Annotated in this window: 10 protein-coding genes and 3 tRNA genes; 6 read left to right on the top strand and 7 right to left on the bottom strand. The window is 39.1% G+C overall.

Features of this window, described 5'->3' with window-relative positions; all coding sequences use genetic code 11:
* The first annotated feature begins 356 nt into the window (after positions 1-356).
* Positions 357-2,189, top strand: a complete 1,833-nt coding sequence (locus tag AC1PJ9_RS09200) for a phosphoenolpyruvate carboxykinase (GTP) (protein WP_263614441.1) — start codon at positions 357-359, stop codon at positions 2,187-2,189.
* A 41-nt stretch (positions 2,190-2,230) separates the two neighbouring features.
* On the opposite strand, the gene glpD is transcribed toward AC1PJ9_RS09200, so the two are convergent.
* Both glpD and glpK read right to left on the bottom strand, forming a co-directional pair.
* Complete coding sequence (gene glpD / locus AC1PJ9_RS09195) at positions 2,231-3,748, bottom strand: glycerol-3-phosphate dehydrogenase (RefSeq protein ID WP_263614442.1); 1,518 nt, start codon at positions 3,746-3,748, stop codon at positions 2,231-2,233.
* A gap of 153 nt (positions 3,749-3,901) precedes the next feature.
* Entirely contained in the window at positions 3,902-5,410 is a 1,509-nt protein-coding gene (gene glpK / locus AC1PJ9_RS09190; RefSeq protein ID WP_263614443.1) for a glycerol kinase GlpK, read from the bottom strand.
* A 372-nt stretch (positions 5,411-5,782) separates the two neighbouring features.
* Here glpK and AC1PJ9_RS09185 point away from each other — a divergent pair, with 372 nt between their 5' ends.
* A complete protein-coding gene (locus tag AC1PJ9_RS09185; RefSeq protein WP_311086738.1) occupies positions 5,783-7,114 on the top strand; it encodes an MFS transporter in 1,332 nt (443 codons plus the stop codon).
* A gap of 116 nt (positions 7,115-7,230) precedes the next feature.
* Positions 7,231-7,653 (top strand): hypothetical protein, encoded by a 423-nt coding sequence (locus tag AC1PJ9_RS09180; protein ID WP_263614445.1) that lies wholly within the window; start codon positions 7,231-7,233, stop codon positions 7,651-7,653.
* Positions 7,654-7,674: 21 nt separating this feature from the next.
* On the opposite strand, the gene AC1PJ9_RS09175 is transcribed toward AC1PJ9_RS09180, so the two are convergent.
* Complete coding sequence (locus tag AC1PJ9_RS09175; protein WP_311086737.1) at positions 7,675-8,343, bottom strand: class I SAM-dependent methyltransferase; 669 nt, start codon at positions 8,341-8,343, stop codon at positions 7,675-7,677.
* Between the two features lie 233 nt (positions 8,344-8,576).
* Positions 8,577-9,425, bottom strand: a complete 849-nt coding sequence (gene folD / locus AC1PJ9_RS09170) for a bifunctional methylenetetrahydrofolate dehydrogenase/methenyltetrahydrofolate cyclohydrolase FolD (RefSeq protein WP_001229846.1) — start codon at positions 9,423-9,425, stop codon at positions 8,577-8,579.
* A gap of 152 nt (positions 9,426-9,577) precedes the next feature.
* Between folD and AC1PJ9_RS09165 the strand changes: the two genes are divergently transcribed.
* Positions 9,578-9,651 (top strand) — tRNA-Cys (locus tag AC1PJ9_RS09165).
* Between the two features lie 11 nt (positions 9,652-9,662).
* A tRNA-Leu gene (locus tag AC1PJ9_RS09160) sits at positions 9,663-9,748 on the top strand.
* Positions 9,749-9,848: 100 nt separating this feature from the next.
* On the opposite strand, the gene AC1PJ9_RS09155 is transcribed toward AC1PJ9_RS09160, so the two are convergent.
* The gene (locus AC1PJ9_RS09155) at positions 9,849-11,612 is read right to left on the bottom strand and encodes an alkaline phosphatase D family protein (RefSeq protein WP_311086736.1); all 1,764 of its coding nucleotides are present in this window, start codon (positions 11,610-11,612) and stop codon (positions 9,849-9,851) included.
* Positions 11,613-11,808: 196 nt separating this feature from the next.
* Between AC1PJ9_RS09155 and AC1PJ9_RS09150 the strand changes: the two genes are divergently transcribed.
* Positions 11,809-11,894, top strand: a tRNA-Leu gene (locus tag AC1PJ9_RS09150).
* A 417-nt stretch (positions 11,895-12,311) separates the two neighbouring features.
* Here AC1PJ9_RS09150 and AC1PJ9_RS09145 read toward each other — a convergent pair.
* Both AC1PJ9_RS09145 and folP read right to left on the bottom strand, forming a co-directional pair.
* Entirely contained in the window at positions 12,312-12,626 is a 315-nt protein-coding gene (locus AC1PJ9_RS09145; RefSeq protein WP_004699637.1) for a DUF5713 family protein, read from the bottom strand.
* A 134-nt stretch (positions 12,627-12,760) separates the two neighbouring features.
* Positions 12,761-13,612 (bottom strand): dihydropteroate synthase, encoded by an 852-nt coding sequence (folP, locus tag AC1PJ9_RS09140; protein WP_263614447.1) that lies wholly within the window; start codon positions 13,610-13,612, stop codon positions 12,761-12,763.
* Positions 13,613-13,690: the final 78 nt, after the last annotated feature.

The following is a 13,690-nucleotide window of genomic DNA, read 5'->3' as shown; positions in this document are numbered from 1 at the left end:
GTACACAAAATCACCTATTAAAAGTCTCTTTATGTAAATTTTGAATGATCTTCATTTGTTTAATCAATAATAATTCTCAAGAAAAATTTAAGAGTTAATTTATTGATTTAAAACAAAATAATTTAAGTAAATAACACACATACAACATAAAAATATAAAAGTAAAAACCTTATAAAAAACTATAAACAAATGATTTTCATAAAAAAATGATCGGAATTCCAAATATCTAATTGTTAGTCTTTAGTCTTATTTTTTTTATGATTTTATGCTTTAATACAGCCACTTTTTTATTTGATCTTTCATTGTACCCCAATGAATAGACTTGTACGTTGTACATATTTTGAATAGGCCTCACCATGACCACAGTGAACGCACCAGAATTCGTTCGTCATCCTAAGCTTATAGCATGGGTTGAAGAAATTGCAAACTTAACCAAACCAGCAAAAATCGAATGGTGTGACGGAAGCGAAGAAGAGTATCAACGTCTAATCGACTTGATGATCGCTAACGGCACCATGCAGAAATTAAACCAAGAAAAACATCCTGGTTCTTATCTTGCAAATTCTGACCCATCTGACGTTGCGCGTGTTGAAGATCGTACTTACATCTGCTCTCAAAATAAAGAAGATGCTGGTGCGACAAACAACTGGGAAGATCCAGCTGTTATGCGTGAAAAATTAAATGGTTTATTTGAAGGTTCAATGGAAGGCCGTACGATGTACGTTGTTCCTTTCTCTATGGGTCCTTTAGGTAGCCATATTGCTCATATCGGTATCGAGTTAACTGACTCTCCTTACGTTGCTGTTAGCATGCGCAAAATGGCTCGTATGGGTAAAGCAGTTTATGACGTATTAGGTACAGACGGCGAATTTGTTCCTTGTGTACACACAGTAGGTGCTCCACTTGCTGAAGGTCAAAAAGACGTTGCTTGGCCTTGTAACCCAGAGAAATATATCGTTCATTATCCAGAGACTCGTGAAATCTGGTCTTTCGGTTCTGGTTACGGCGGTAACGCATTACTTGGTAAAAAATGTTTAGCTCTTCGTATCGCTTCTGTCATGGGCCGCGAACAAGGTTGGTTAGCTGAACACATGCTTATTCTTGGTGTAACTAACCCTCAAGGTGAAAAACACTACATCGCTGCTGCATTCCCATCTGCTTGTGGTAAAACAAACTTTGCGATGTTAATTCCACCAGCAGGTTATGAAGGTTGGAAAATCGAAACTGTAGGTGACGATATTGCTTGGATCAAACCAGGTGAAGACGGCCGCTTATATGCGATTAACCCTGAAGCTGGTTTCTTCGGTGTAGCTCCTGGTACAAATACCAAAACTAACCCGAACTGTATGGCAACTCTTCATAAAGATGTTATCTATACAAACGTAGCAGTAACTGAAGATGGTCAAGTATGGTGGGAAGGTCTTTCTAAAGAAGTTCCAACAAACTTAATAAACTGGAAAGGTCAACCTCACGTAAACGGCGAAAAAGCAGCACATCCAAATGCGCGTTTCACTGTTGCAGCAGGTCAATGTCCATCTATCGATGCTGATTGGGAAAACCCAGCAGGTGTTCCAATTTCTGCATTCATCTTCGGTGGTCGCCGTGCAGATACAGTTCCTTTAGTTTCTGAAGCTTTTGACTGGGTTGACGGTGTATATAAAGCGGCAACTATGGGTTCTGAAACTACTGCTGCTGCTGTTGGTCAACAAGGTATCGTTCGTCGTGACCCATTCGCGATGCTTCCATTTGCTGGCTACAACATGGCTGACTACTTTGACCACTGGTTAAGCCTTGGTGCAAAAGTAAGCGAGAAAGCTGAAGCTTCTGGCAATAAATTACCGAAAATCTTCAACGTAAACTGGTTCCGTCGTGATGCTGAAGGCAACTTCGTATGGCCTGGTTTCGGTCAAAACATGCGTGTTCTTGAGTGGATCATTGACCGCTGTGAAGGTCGTGCAAACGCTGTTGAAACACCAATCGGTTTTGTTCCAACATATGAAGACTTGAACTGGAAAGGCACTGAGTTCAGTAAAGAACAATTTGACCTTATCACTACTCAAGATAAAGACCAGTGGGTTACTGAAATTGAAAGCCACACTGAGTTATTCAATAAACTTGGTGAGCGCTTACCAAAAGCATTAAAAGAACGTCAAGCAGCATTACTTGAAGCTGTAAAAACTGGTTTCTAATTGCTAAATATAAAAAAGGCCGCTTTATGCGGCCTTTTTTATTATGCGGCATCATCTTTTAGTCGACGTTCAGATAAATAAGCTTCTAACACTTTTACCTGTTTCTCATTAAACGCCAAACCTAATTTAGATCTTCGCCAGAGTATGTCTTCTGCAGTATTTGCCCACTCATATTCACATAAATACTTAACTTCACATTCAAATAAATCGTGACCAAAATTTTGTCCCAATTGTTCTATACCATTTCTTTCTTGAAGCATGTTCCAAACTCTTGTGCCATATGCATGTGCCCAACGTTTGGCAAGGGATTCTGAAACTCCATTTACACGTAATTGAATCTGGTTGATTAAATCATCTACTGTGGTCCAGTTCTCAGCACCTGGTAATGGCTTATTGGCAGTCCACTCCTCTGCCATTTCACTAAAGAACGGAGACAAATGTTCTAAAGCAGCCTCAGCCAGTTTTCGATAGGTCGTAATCTTGCCGCCAAATACTGATAACAATGGTGCGTTAGTATTTTCTGCCTGTAGTGCCAAAGTATAGTCACGGGTAATTGCCGAAGGGTTATCAGACTCATCATCGCATAAAGCACGTACACCTGAGTACTGACTTACAATATCTGCTCGCGTTAACTGCTTTTTAAAATGTGAATTTGTGACTGTCAAAAGGTAATCTATTTCTACATCGGTAATCTCTACCTTTTGTGGATCACCTGTGTATTCCTGATCTGTTGTACCAATTAGGGTATATTTTTCTAAATATGGTATTGCAAACACGATGCGTCGGTCTTCATTTTGCATAATAAAGGCTTTATGACAGTCATATAGCTTTGGCACAACAATATGACTTCCTTGGATCAATCGGATTTGATAAGGCGATCTTAAATTTAGGTTTTCACTAATAATTTCTTCAACCCAAGGACCAGCTGCATTTACTAAAGCTCTTGCACGTATTTGATAAGACTCAGCTCCACTTTGTAGTTCCAAATGCCACAGTTCTTGTTCTTGATAAGCCTTCACACATCTAGTTCGTGTCACGACTTTGGCACCCTGTGCTTTAGCTTGGAGGGCATTTAACACAACAAGACGTGCGTCATCTACAGTACAGTCAGAATATTCAAACCCACGCGTTATAGCTGGTTTTAAGGGACTATCTTCTTTGAAATAAATAAGATTTGAACCTAATAATTTTTCTCGTTTTCCCAAATGATCATAAAAAAATAGGCCCGCTCGAATTAACCACGCAGGACGTAAATGTGGCCGATGCGGCATAATAAAACGCATTGGTGCAATAATATGTGGAGCTTTCGCTAATAGCACTTCTCGCTCTGCTAATGCTTCTCTGACCAGTCTAAATTCTTTATGTTCTAAATAGCGTAGACCACCATGAATTAATTTACTGCTAGCAGATGAAGTGTGACTGGCTAAATCATCCTTTTCACATAAAAATACGGATAATCCACGGCCTACTGCATCATTAGCAATACCGACGCCATTAATACCGCCACCAATTACGGCAATATCATATACTTTTGAATAATCATTAGATTGTATTTTCATTTCTCATATTCTTTTTATTGTTGATCTTATAAAAATTAAAACATCAAATTGATGAAACAACAATCTAAAAAGTAGAATAATCAAATTTGAATTGGCAAGCATTTAGCCATTAATTGATTACTCTACTTTTAATTTAACTCGTTAAAGAATAAATCAATCCTCTGCCCAGCTTTGACTGCGTTTTACTGCTTTTAACCAGCCTTTATAAATCAGATCAGATTGCTCAAGAGACATTTTGGGTTCAAATACCTTTTCTATGGCAGATTTATTTCTTAACTCATGAAGATCTTGCCAGAAACCCGTTGCCAACCCTGCAAGGAAAGCTGCACCCAAAGCGGTAGTTTCTTTCATTATTGGGCGTTCGACTGGTGTCGCTAAAATATCGGACTGAAATTGCATCAAGAAATTATTTTCCGTTACTCCACCATCAACACGGAGCGTACGAAGCTCTTCTTCTGCATCTTGCTGCATAGCATCAAGTACATCTTTTGTCTGGTAAGCAATAGACTCTAAAGTTGCACGAATAATATGTTCAATACTGGCTCCACGTGTCAGACCAAAGATTGCCCCACGAGCTGTCGGGTCCCAATATGGTGCGCCTAATCCAGTAAAAGCAGGAACGACATATACCCCATTACTGTCTTTTACACGTGTTGCGTAAAGCTCAGAGTCTTTAGCGTTCTTAATAACCTTCAACTCATCACGTAACCACTGTACACAAGAACCGCCGTTAAATACGGCGCCCTCTAAGGCATAGTTCACCTCACCGCTCGCACCACATGCAATAGTTGTGAGTAATCCATGCTCTGAACGGACAATCTTTTTACCCGTGTTCATAAGTAAAAAACAACCAGTACCGTAAGTATTTTTAGCCTGTCCTGACTCAACACACATTTGACCAAAAAGTGCAGCTTGTTGATCACCTGCAATTCCCGCAATTGGAATCCCTACTTCTTGTCCACTAATAGTATGTGTATATCCATAAACCTCAGATGAACTACGAACTTCAGGTAACATTGCTCTAGGAATATCTAAGGCCTGTAAAAGCTTTTCATCCCACTCAAGCTTTTCGATATCAAACAGCATGGTTCGTGAAGCATTGGTAAAATCAGTGACGTGAACAGCACCATTGGTTAATTTCCAAATGAGCCACGTGTCCACCGTACCAAACAGCAACTCTCCTCGCTCAGCACGCTCACGACTTCCTTCAACGTGGTCTAAAATCCATTTAATTTTTGTGGCCGAAAAATAAGGATCAATAACTAAACCAGTTGTTTTACGGATATATTCTTGCCAACCAGCTTTATGCAATTGATTACATATTTCAGTCGTCTGTCGGCTTTGCCAAACAATCGCATTGTAAATCGGCTTGCCTGTTTTTTTATCCCAGACAACTGTGGTTTCTCGCTGGTTTGTGATCCCAATTGCCGCAACTTGTTCGCTCTTAATGCCAGCTTGAGCCAATGCCTCTACCCATACCGCACTTTGTGTTGCCCAAATTTCCATAGGGTCATGCTCAACCCAACCCGGCTGAGGATATATTTGGGTAAATTCTTTTTGAGCAATACTGACAACGTTCGCATCATGGTCCAAAACAATTGCTCTTGAGCTTGTTGTTCCCTGATCAAAAGCAACAATATATTTTTTCGGGCAATTTGACATCTGAATGTCCCTTTCATTATCCACACACATCTAGTCCACAATGCCAAGACATCATGCCTAACTGTATTTATTTAAAATTTTCTTTGGAATATATCATTATTTTTAAGAGATATAGGTTTTCTTCGTCCAAACATTCCTCATTCTTTATCAGTTTTTACTACTTGGAAAAAATAATAGGCCAAAGATCCGAATAAGATCATCAAAATGAACTAATCGGCTAATTTGAAATCACATAAATATTCAACTTATTCCTTTGCTTAAATAATAAACATTGTTTTACAGACATAAAAAAAATAAAGTGAAATACTCCTCTAGATAATATGTAAAAACGGAATAAATCTTCTCTTTTTTAGCATTCAACCCAAGCGAAACATGGAGCGACTCATGGTTGATCAACCTTCTACCGCAACAACTCCACATTCTAATTTAGATACAAAAACTCGTCTAAAATCAATTTTGGGCGGTTCTGCCGGTAACCTTGTCGAATGGTACGACTGGTATGTATATGCCGCATTTACGCTCTATTTTGCTCATGCCTTTTTTCCAAAAGGGAGTCAAACTGCTCAACTTCTTCAAGCAGCTGCAATTTTCGCAGTAGGTTTCCTTATGCGTCCCATCGGCGCATGGATTATGGGGATTTATTCAGACCGTAAAGGACGTAAAGCGGGTCTTACACTTTCCGTTACTTTAATGTGTGTTGGCTCTCTACTCATTGCAGTTACACCATCTTATGAAAGCATTGGTGTATTCGCCCCATTACTACTGGTTGTTGCACGTTTAATTCAAGGCTTAAGCGTAGGCGGTGAATATGGTGCAAGCGCTACTTATTTAAGTGAGATGGCAGAAAAAGACCGACGTGGTTTCTTCTCAAGCTTTCAATATGTCACTTTAATTGCTGGACAGCTCACTGCCTTGTGTGTACTTCTCATTTTACAAATGGTACTTACAGAGCAGCAATTACATGACTGGGGATGGCGTGTACCATTTTTCATCGGGGCTCTTTTAGCCATTGTAGTGTTCCGTATTCGCCGTGGTTTAATGGAAACCCAATCTTTTAAAAATGCACAAGCAGAAAAAGACCAGCCGAAATCAGGCATGTTTGCTTTATTTAAACATTACCCAAAAGAAGCATTCACCGTATTATTTTTAACTGCTGGTGGTACTTTAGCTTTCTATACTTACACCACCTATTTACAGAAATATTTAGTGAATACTTCTGGTTTTACTAAACCTGAAGCTACTCAAATTACCACTTTAGCCCTATTCATCTTTATGTGTTTACAGCCACTGGCAGGTGCATTATCAGATCGAATTGGCCGTAAACCGCTTATGATTGCATTTGGGGTGACAGGTGTTTTATTCACCTATATTTTGTTTGATGCACTCGCAAACACGCATAACTACTGGACAGCATTCTGGTTATGTTTAGGTGGACTGGTCATGGTAACTGGCTATACCTCAATTAACGCTGTCGTAAAAGCTGAACTTTTCCCTGCACATATTCGAGCTTTGGGTGTGGCTTTACCTTATGCAATTGCCAATACTTTATTTGGTGGTACAGCTGAGTTTTTCGCGTTAAGTTTCAAAGAAGCTGGTCATGAATCATGGTTCTTTATTTATGTCAGTATTATGATTTTCATTTCATTACTGATCTATATATTTATGAAAGACACCAAGCATCATTCAAAAATTAAAGAGCATTAATATTTTACAATTAGAGCCAATATCGTCAGTCAATATTGGCTCTAAGCAAGCGAATAAGCACAAACAACACTTCTATTTTATGAGATACTTCATATAAGAAAATAAGGACGATACTGATGAATAAAAGTATTTTATGTTTGGCATTAAGTAGTATGTTTATTTTAACTGCTTGCCAGACTACACCTCGCCAATATAATGGTTCAACTGGCTATCAGATTGAAAACCAAACTAAAACTTCAGCGACTTTAGCTTATACTTTAGCTGGTCGTAGTAACCAGCAACTTGATGAGCGTAAATTACAACGTGCTTGTCAGAATGTGTTAGGTACTCAGAAAGTTTATAAATTATCAATTTTAAGTATCAACGAAATTCCAAACCCAGCTAAAGATGAGCAGTATGGAATTAAACTTGGTGAAACTCGTGCTTCTTTTGGTTTATCAAACACACCTAGTTTAAATAATGGTGAAGACTATGCGACTCGCCAAGCACTTGAAGCTCGCCCAAGCACATTAAAAGTGGTTCGTTATACTTGTTCATAACATAAAAAAGACGCTGTTCTTTTACAGCGTCTTATAAAAACTTACGTTTCTAAATTCTCTTGCTTCATCCAGATCTGGCCACGTAGTAGCACTTCTTTCTTCAATTTTTTCATATTTTGGATGACTAAAATTTTTAACTCGGCTATCTGCTACCCAAACTTCTGGTGCAAATTTTAAAAACTCATCTAAAAAGAAACGATTACATTGGTCATATAAAACATCGGCTGCCAAGAGAACATCAACTTGTTCAGCTTTATATAAATCGTCCAGATATTCGAGCTCTACACCATTAAGCAATGCATTTTCACGGCAAGCATTTAAGCTAACCTGATCAATGTCACAGCAGATTACTCGTTTTGCTCCAGCCATTTTCGCAGCAATAGCAACTACACCCGAACCCGCGCCAAAATCTAATACCACTTTATCTTTAACATGATACGGCTCTGCAAGTATCCACTGCGCCATCGCCAGACCAGATGCCCAACAGAAAATCCAATACGGCGTGTCATTCCAGATACGGCGAATAACTTCGTCATCCAATCGATCAGTTGGAAAAACAGGTGGAATCAACCATAAAGAAATTGGAGTTTCTGGCAACTGTTGTGCCATTAATTCACAATGAGGAATGACTTCATGTAAGGCTTGAAGTAAATGTTCAGGGGCTTTGGACAGTTGAAAGGTGCAGCTCATAAATAAGCTCAACAATTTATAATTACTATTTGATCATCTGCATCGCGAGCAAGACTAAAACAGTAGCTTAAAGCATGATAGTGACTAGTTACTAAAAATACGTTAGTTCAATTCCACTGTATTAATTGCTGCAACGGTTTGGTCTTGTGTAGCTTCGCTACTCATCCCGAAAGAAAAGTAGCATACGAAGTCCTAACATTTGCATTAAATGCTAGGACGCCATCATGAATAAATTAACCTAAAGCTTTTTCAGCAGCTTCTACAGTTTGACGAATCAAAGTTGTGATTGTCATTGGACCAACACCACCCGGTACTGGTGTATAAGCAGAAGCAATTTCTTCAATACCTTGTAATTGAATATCGCCAACACCGCCGCCATCACGTGGATGGAAGCCAGCGTCTACAACAACTGCACCTTGTTTAATCCAATCTTTTTGAATAAGTTCAGCTTTACCTACAGCACCAACAATAATGTCAGCTTGTTTCACAAGCTCAGGTAAGTTTTGTGTACGTGAATGGCAAATCGTTACTGTCGCGTTTGCTTGCAACAACATCATTGCCATTGGTTTACCTAAAATAGCTGAACGACCAACCACAACAGCATGTTTACCAGCAATTTCGATATTGTTTTCTTTAAGAATCGTCATAATACCAGCTGGAGTTGCTGAACCATATGCAGCTTCACCCATTGCCATACGACCAAAACCAAGGCAAGTTACGCCATCAACATCTTTTGCCAATGAGATCGCATCGAAACACGCACGCTCATCAATTTGTGCAGGAACTGGATGTTGTAAAAGAATACCGTGAACATCTGGATTGGCATTAAGCTTTTCGATTTCAGCTAATAATTGTTCTGTTGTCGTTTCTTGTGGTAATTCGATTTTTAATGAATCCATACCTACACGGCGGCAGGCATTACCTTTCATACGTACATAAGTTGCAGATGCACCATCATCTCCAACTAAAATAGTCGCCAAAATCGGGGTACGACCTGTTTTCGCTTTTAAAGCTTCAACACGTACCAACAAATTTTCTTCAATTTGCTTTGCTAATGCACGACCGTCTAAAACCAATGCCACAGCACATCTCCAAGGTAGACATGAATTTAATGTGCTAATAATACATGATAATTTCGACAATTTTATTCTAGATGCTGTTTTTATGTGCATCTTCGCTCAAAACAGTATTGTTTTTTCTGTAAAGGTTGCTAATATGTGCATCACCAAATGTAGGCGGGGTGGCAGAGTGGTCATGCAGCGGACTGCAACTCCGTGGACGCCGGTTCGATTCCGACCTCCGCCTCCAAATTTGGTAAAGCCCGGGTGGTGAAATAGGTAGACACAGGGGATTTAAAATCCCCCGCCCTCAAAGCGTGCCGGTTCGAGTCCGGCCCCGGGCACCATCTTCAAGTACTGAATATGGTGTCATAAAGAATCCAGCGTAAGCTGGTTTTTTTATACCTAAAAAAAGGGCTACGATGTAACCCTCTATTTTCTAAAATTTTAAGCCGTCTTTTGACCTTGTTTTAACGGCATCAAATTCAGATCCAATACAATATCATTTTGTCTACTTGAATCGATTTGATATTCAGCATTTTTAATAGAATCTAAAAATACCCATTCCGAGTGAACTTGTGCCTGATCCAAAGTAACTAGCAAGTATCCTCGTTGGTTTAAATTACAATAGGCCAATTCATCAATTAATGTAGTAAATGCAAATTCAAACTGCTGTAACTGTGCCAAAGGAATACTTAAATATTTTTCCAAACCAGGAGATGATACAGAGCTCGTCGCAAGTTCAACTCCAACATATTTTCCTTTTTGACTATACAAATAAGATGCCCATGCATTATGCGTATCTCCCGCTAGCACAATCATCTTTTTATTAAACTCTGCCAATTTGCCATACACAAACTCTCTCTCAGCATAGTAACCATCCCAAGCATCTAGATTGTAAGGTGCGACCGTCATAATTCTTGCTTTTTCTTGAGCTGTTAATGTTGGATCATTTTGTTGTAAACGAAGTTTTAAAGTGACCAACTCGGTAATTTGTGCGTTCATCTTAGCAAGTGCTTCAGATGAAGTTCCTCCTGAAGTAATTTGCCCTAAAGATGCCAGTAACTCGGCTGGAATCCACATTTTACTCATTAAGACTTGTTGCCCTACTACATTCCATGTTGCTGTAGATTGCTTTAATTTATCGACCAACCAATCTCTTTGCGTATATCCCATTAAAGTACGCGCCGGATTTGTTAAATCTGCTGGAAATTTTGCAATATCCAAGCCCGAGGCTGTCATGTAGTCTTTATATTCAAGCTGCTTATCACGCGCGATAATACGCGTATCTAGCATGGTTAATTGAACAAGTGAGCCAAAGTTAAACTGGCGATAAATATTTAAATGGTCCGTACTAGAAACTGGACGAATCGGCATCCATTCAAAATAAGCTTGCAGAGCAGCTAATTTACGATCTGAGAAAGGCCCTTCGTTACTTTGATGGTTTTCTGCACCATCACGCCACGCATCGTTCGCCAACTCATGATCATCCCAAATTACAATGAAAGGATGGCGCTGATGAGCTGCCTGTAAATCTTTATCCTGACGATAAAGTGCATAGCGTTTGCGATAATCATCTAATTTAATAATTTCTTTATTATTGTCAGCAGGTAACGTACGACCTAGTTTTGCAGCATCCTCTGTCGCATAGCCATCTGAACCATATTCATAAATATAGTCACCCAAATGAATAATGACATCGACGTTCTGCTTTGCCATTTCACGATAAACATAAAAGTAACCCGCAGGATAGTTCGAGCAAGAGCACACTGCAAAGCTTACTTTATTGGTCGATATTGGTAATGTTTTCGTCTGCCCTACTGGTGAAACCTTACTTCCAAACTTAAAACGGTAGTAGTACACCGTATCTGCTTGCAAACCAGTTGCATCAACTTTCACTGTAAAGTCATCAGTCTTGCTTGTTTCAACCATTCCCGTCTTTAAATTTTGTTTAAACTGATTATCGGTTGAAATTTCCCACACAACTTTTAAGCGCACTCCTAAGTCTGTAGGTGTTACACGTGTCCATAAGATGACTTTATCCTGCAAGGGGTCTCCACTTGCGACACCATGAAGAAACTCTGCTTGTATTTGCGGACTTTCATCATCGGAACCGTCATTGCAACCGGTAAAAGCAACAGGCATAGATAAAGCCCCAAAACCGAGTAGACTTTTTTGAATTAATTCTCGGCGTGAAATTTTCTCTGACATAAAATTCTCTAAGTTTTAAGCAATGAGTGCTTTAAACTTAAGTACATAAGATGAACAGCTGATCTCAGTTTGATGAACAAATCATGACAAAAATTGATTAATTTATATAAATACAAACAAGAACTGATTGAAAATAAAGCAAACTCTCTGATTTTCTCTTGCCAATCGCGCACTTGTCCTCTATTATTGCGCTCATGCCCGGGTGGTGAAATAGGTAGACACAGGGGATTTAAAATCCCCCGCCCTCAAAGCGTGCCGGTTCGAGTCCGGCCCCGGGCACCATTTTCAACTATTGAATTTGGTGCCACAAAGAATCCAGCGTAAGCTGGTTTTTTTATGCCTGTTAAAAATAACACTTATGATAAGAATATTAATATTTATAAACACATTACTCTTTATATCCATTGCAAGTGCTGGAGATATTTTTAACGGCACAGTCTCATTCAAAAATAATCAGTGGCACTTTATACGCTGTTCTATTACTCAAGATGATTATTTAATTGAAACATCTCAAGATATAATCACCCACTTAAAAGCGTTACAGCAACAAGAAAAAACTATTGGATAAACGTAGTAGCAGATGTAAATAAACAGCGGAATGGGAATTTAATTTTAGAAGTTGAGAAAGTAATTGAAGTTCATCTCGGAACATCATGTCATTTATTAGATGCAATCGAAAATTTTGAGAATCGAGAGTAATTACCACTCTCGATTCATAACCAACTCTTCCATTTCAAGATCTAAAAATCCTGCATCCTGTACCACCATCATCATTGCCTCAGCAATATAATCAGCAGCACTATCATCAAGCGATGAATCCAGATCTTCAAACTGTGGCTTCATTTCATTAATTTCATTTACAGTCTGATGAGCATATCGATAAACATCTTGATCAGCTAAAGCAGGTTTTTGAACTTTCTTGGCAAATTGTTCAATTAACTGCTTAAGTTCAGCGACCAAAATATCTGGATAATATTCATCATCAAACATCGGGAGAAGTAGGTCTTCGAACATACAAAAGATTACACAACAGCAAAAACTTGCCGCTTATAACATATTTTCACAAAAATCACGAGATTTTTACCCGACTCACTCTTCCACTTTATTTAAATAGACAATGATCCAGTCTACTTTTCCAAGATTACATTTCAAGCTTGTTGCATAGCCTGCCAAACTAAAACAGCCTCATGCATCGCTTTCACATCATGTGCTCTTACAATGGACGCCCCTTGCTGAATACTTAACAAATGCCCAGTAACGCTTCCTACAGCACGCTGATCAGCCGCAGCTCCTTTTAAAGCCTCCCCGATAAACCGTTTACGAGAAAGACCAGATAAAATTGGATAGCCCAATTCATTAAGTTTCCAAAATTCTTTTAATAGTTTTAAATTTTGCTGAGCATTTTTTGCAAAACCAAATCCAGGGTCAACAATAATGTTGTGCTTTTTCACCCCGGCAGCCAAAGCCTCATCAATGCGTTGTTGCAGCTCTTGCATCACATCAAGTGTTACATCAGTGTACTGATCCAACTGATTCATTGTGGTTGGTTCACCACGCATATGCATAATCACTACAGGGATATCTAACTCTACAGCAGTTTCTAAAGCATTCGGACGTGTTAAGGCACGAACATCATTCCAAATATGCGCCCCTGCTGCTTTTGCTGCACGAATAACTTCTGGCTGGCTCGTGTCGATCGATAAAATAATATTATGGTGCGACAAAGCTTCAACCACTGGCACCACACGGCGCACTTCTTCTTCTACTGCAACTTCTGAAGCACCAGGTCGGGTAGACTCACCCCCAATATCAATAATAGTAGCGCCTTGTTCAATCATATTAAGCGCGTAGCCAACCGCTTGGTCTAGTTGGTTATGCTTACCACCATCGCTAAAAGAATCTGGAGTAACATTTAAAATACCCATGACATGAGGCTGGGATAAATCTAACTGAAGCTGTCCACACTGTAAAATCTGCTTGGGTAAAGATATTAACTGCATAAAAAGCTCCGGTTAAAAAACAGCGACTATTTTAGCAAGACTATACGTTACATGCTGTTGATTTCTTTTCAGCTTTAC

Source organism: Acinetobacter sp. 70_2 (assembly GCF_056736115.1).
Note: the sequence above shows the minus strand (reverse complement) of the source record. Positions and strands in the feature narration are given on the sequence as shown.

Excerpts from the sequence above, each read along its gene's own strand:
- AC1PJ9_RS09200 (WP_263614441.1), top strand. The coding sequence starts at position 357 with ATGACCACAGTGAACGCACCAGAATTCGTTCGTCATCCTAAGCTTATA.
- glpD (WP_263614442.1), bottom strand. The coding sequence starts at position 3,748 with ATGAAAATACAATCTAATGATTATTCAAAAGTATATGATATTGCCGTA.
- glpK (WP_263614443.1), bottom strand. The coding sequence starts at position 5,410 with ATGTCAAATTGCCCGAAAAAATATATTGTTGCTTTTGATCAGGGAACA.
- AC1PJ9_RS09185 (WP_311086738.1), top strand. The coding sequence starts at position 5,783 with ATGGAGCGACTCATGGTTGATCAACCTTCTACCGCAACAACTCCACAT.
- AC1PJ9_RS09180 (WP_263614445.1), top strand. The coding sequence starts at position 7,231 with ATGAATAAAAGTATTTTATGTTTGGCATTAAGTAGTATGTTTATTTTA.
- AC1PJ9_RS09175 (WP_311086737.1), bottom strand. The coding sequence starts at position 8,343 with ATGAGCTGCACCTTTCAACTGTCCAAAGCCCCTGAACATTTACTTCAA.
- AC1PJ9_RS09155 (WP_311086736.1), bottom strand. The coding sequence starts at position 11,612 with ATGTCAGAGAAAATTTCACGCCGAGAATTAATTCAAAAAAGTCTACTC.
- AC1PJ9_RS09145 (WP_004699637.1), bottom strand. The coding sequence starts at position 12,626 with ATGTTCGAAGACCTACTTCTCCCGATGTTTGATGATGAATATTATCCA.
- folP (WP_263614447.1), bottom strand. The coding sequence starts at position 13,612 with ATGCAGTTAATATCTTTACCCAAGCAGATTTTACAGTGTGGACAGCTT.